The sequence below is a fragment of the Variovorax sp. SG517 genome, assembly GCF_013376045.1.
Taxonomy (GTDB): domain Bacteria; phylum Pseudomonadota; class Gammaproteobacteria; order Burkholderiales; family Burkholderiaceae_C; genus Variovorax.
Window position 1 is genome coordinate 1 of the sequence record NZ_JABMJG010000024.1, and the last position, 2,500, is coordinate 2,500.

At 51.2% G+C, this 2,500-nt stretch carries 2 rRNA genes (1 of these 2 cut by a window edge); both read right to left on the reverse strand.

Annotation, left to right across the window (positions count from 1 at the left end):
- Nucleotides 1-199 precede the first annotated feature (199 nt).
- Nucleotides 200-312: ribosomal RNA gene (gene rrf, locus FHT32_RS34690) — 5S ribosomal RNA — on the reverse strand.
- Between the two features lie 128 nt (nucleotides 313-440).
- Nucleotides 441-2,500: ribosomal RNA gene (locus FHT32_RS34695) — 23S ribosomal RNA — on the reverse strand; it runs 811 nt beyond the window's last position.

Consider the following 2,500-nt stretch of genomic DNA (forward strand, 5'->3'; position numbering starts at 1 on the left):
GCGATTCGCAAGCGTTTTTTCGGCGATGTCGAACTGGACCGACTGACTGAAGACATCTTGGGGGAATTGATAGCGGCAGGCGCAGCCAGGATGGATAGTTCAGGCTTGCAGAACTGCTAGCGGCTTTTCCGTATTTTTCGGATCTGCAAAAGCAAAAACCCCCAGCCGATAACGACTGGGGGTTTCTGGGGCTGTAAGAGCCTGACGATGACCTACTTTCACACGGGAACCCGCACTATCATCGGCGCTGAGTCGTTTCACTGTCCTGTTCGGGATGGGAAGGAGTGGGACCAACTCGCTATGGTCATCAGGCATAAAGGGTTGTCTGAGTGATCATGTGATCAATCAAACGAATTCATAGAGTTTGGAATCAGCTTTTGGCGAATTGTTTTGAATGCGTCAACTTGGCATAACACCTTGATCAGACTGATCAAAGTTATAGGGTCAAGCCGCACGAGCAATTAGTATCAGTTAGCTTAACGCATTACTGCGCTTCCACACCTGACCTATCAACGTCCTGGTCTTGAACGACTCTTCAGGGGGCTCAAGGCCCCGGCAGATCTCATCTTGAAACGAGTTTCCCGCTTAGATGCTTTCAGCGGTTATCTCTTCCACACTTAGCTACTCGGCAATGCCACTGGCGTGACAACCGATACACCAGAGGTGTGTCCACTCCGGTCCTCTCGTACTAGGAGCAGGCTTCCTCAAATCTGCAGCGCCCACGGAAGATAGGGACCAAACTGTCTCACGACGTTTTAAACCCAGCTCACGTACCTCTTTAAATGGCGAACAGCCATACCCTTGGGACCGGCTACAGCCCCAGGATGAGATGAGCCGACATCGAGGTGCCAAACACCGCCGTCGATATGAACTCTTGGGCGGTATCAGCCTGTTATCCCCAGAGTACCTTTTATCCGTTGAGCGATGGCCCTTCCATACAGAACCACCGGATCACTATGTCCTGCTTTCGCATCTGCTCGACTTGTCAGTCTCGCAGTTAAGCACGCTTATGCCATTGCACTATCGTCACGATGTCCGACCGTAACTAGCGTACCTTCGAACTCCTCCGTTACGCTTTGGGAGGAGACCGCCCCAGTCAAACTGCCTACCATGCACTGTCCCCGATCCAGATAATGGACCTAGGTTAGAACCTCAAACACACCAGGGTGGTATTTCAACGTTGGCTCCACAAGATCTAGCGACCCTGCTTCAAAGCCTCCCACCTATCCTACACAGATCTGTTCAAAGTCCAATACAAAGCTACAGTAAAGGTTCATGGGGTCTTTCCGTCTTTCCGCGGGGAGATTGCATCATCACAAACATTTCAACTTCGCTGAGTCTCAGGAGGAGACAGTGTGGCCATCGTTACGCCATTCGTGCAGGTCGGAACTTACCCGACAAGGAATTTCGCTACCTTAGGACCGTTATAGTTACGGCCGCCGTTTACTGGGACTTCAATCAAGAGCTTGCACCCCATCATTTAATCTTCCAGCACCGGGCAGGCGTCACACCCTATACGTCCACTTTCGTGTTTGCAGAGTGCTGTGTTTTTAATAAACAGTCGCAGCCACCGATTTTTTGCAACCCGTTCATGCTCCGCTGCTCGCTTCACACTAATAGGGCACACCTTCTTCCGAAGTTACGGTGTCAATTTGCCGAGTTCCTTCTCCTGAGTTCTCTCAAGCGCCTTAGAATACTCATCTCGCGCACCAGTGTCGGTTTGCGGTACGGTCGTTGTTAGCTGAAGCTTAGTGGCTTTTCCTGGAACCTCGTTCAATCACTTCACCAGCAAGCTGGCTCGATCGATGGCCTCGGTATATGTGCACCGGATTTGCCTAATGCACGCCTACTTCCATCTAAACCGGGATATCCAACACCCGGATGACCTATTAAGATCCGTCCCCACATCGCACTAACAATCGGTACAGGAATATTGACCTGTTTCCCATCAGCTACGCATCTCTGCCTCGCCTTAGGGGCCGACTCACTCTACGCCGATGAACGTTGCGTAGAAAACCTTGCGCTTACGGCGAGGGGGCTTTTCACCCCCTTTAACGCTACTCATGTCAGCATTCGCACTTCTGATACCTCCAGCACGCTTTACAACGCACCTTCACAGGCTTACAGAACGCTCTCCTACCACTTGCAATAAATTGCAAATCCGCAGCTTCGGTAACTGGCTTAGCCCCGTTACATCTTCCGCGCAGGACGACTCGATCAGTGAGCTATTACGCTTTCTTTAAATGATGGCTGCTTCTAAGCCAACATCCTGACTGTTTTAGCCTTCCCACTTCGTTTCCCACTTAGCCAATTTTAGGGACCTTAGCTGGCGGTCTGGGTTGTTTCCCTCTTGAGTCCGGACGTTAGCACCCGGTGCTCTGTCTCCCAAGCTGTACTCTTCGGTATTCGGAGTTTGCCTTGGTTTGGTAAGTCGCCATGACCCCCTAGCCAAAACAGTGCTCTACCCCCGAAGGTAATACTTGAGGCACTACCTAAATAG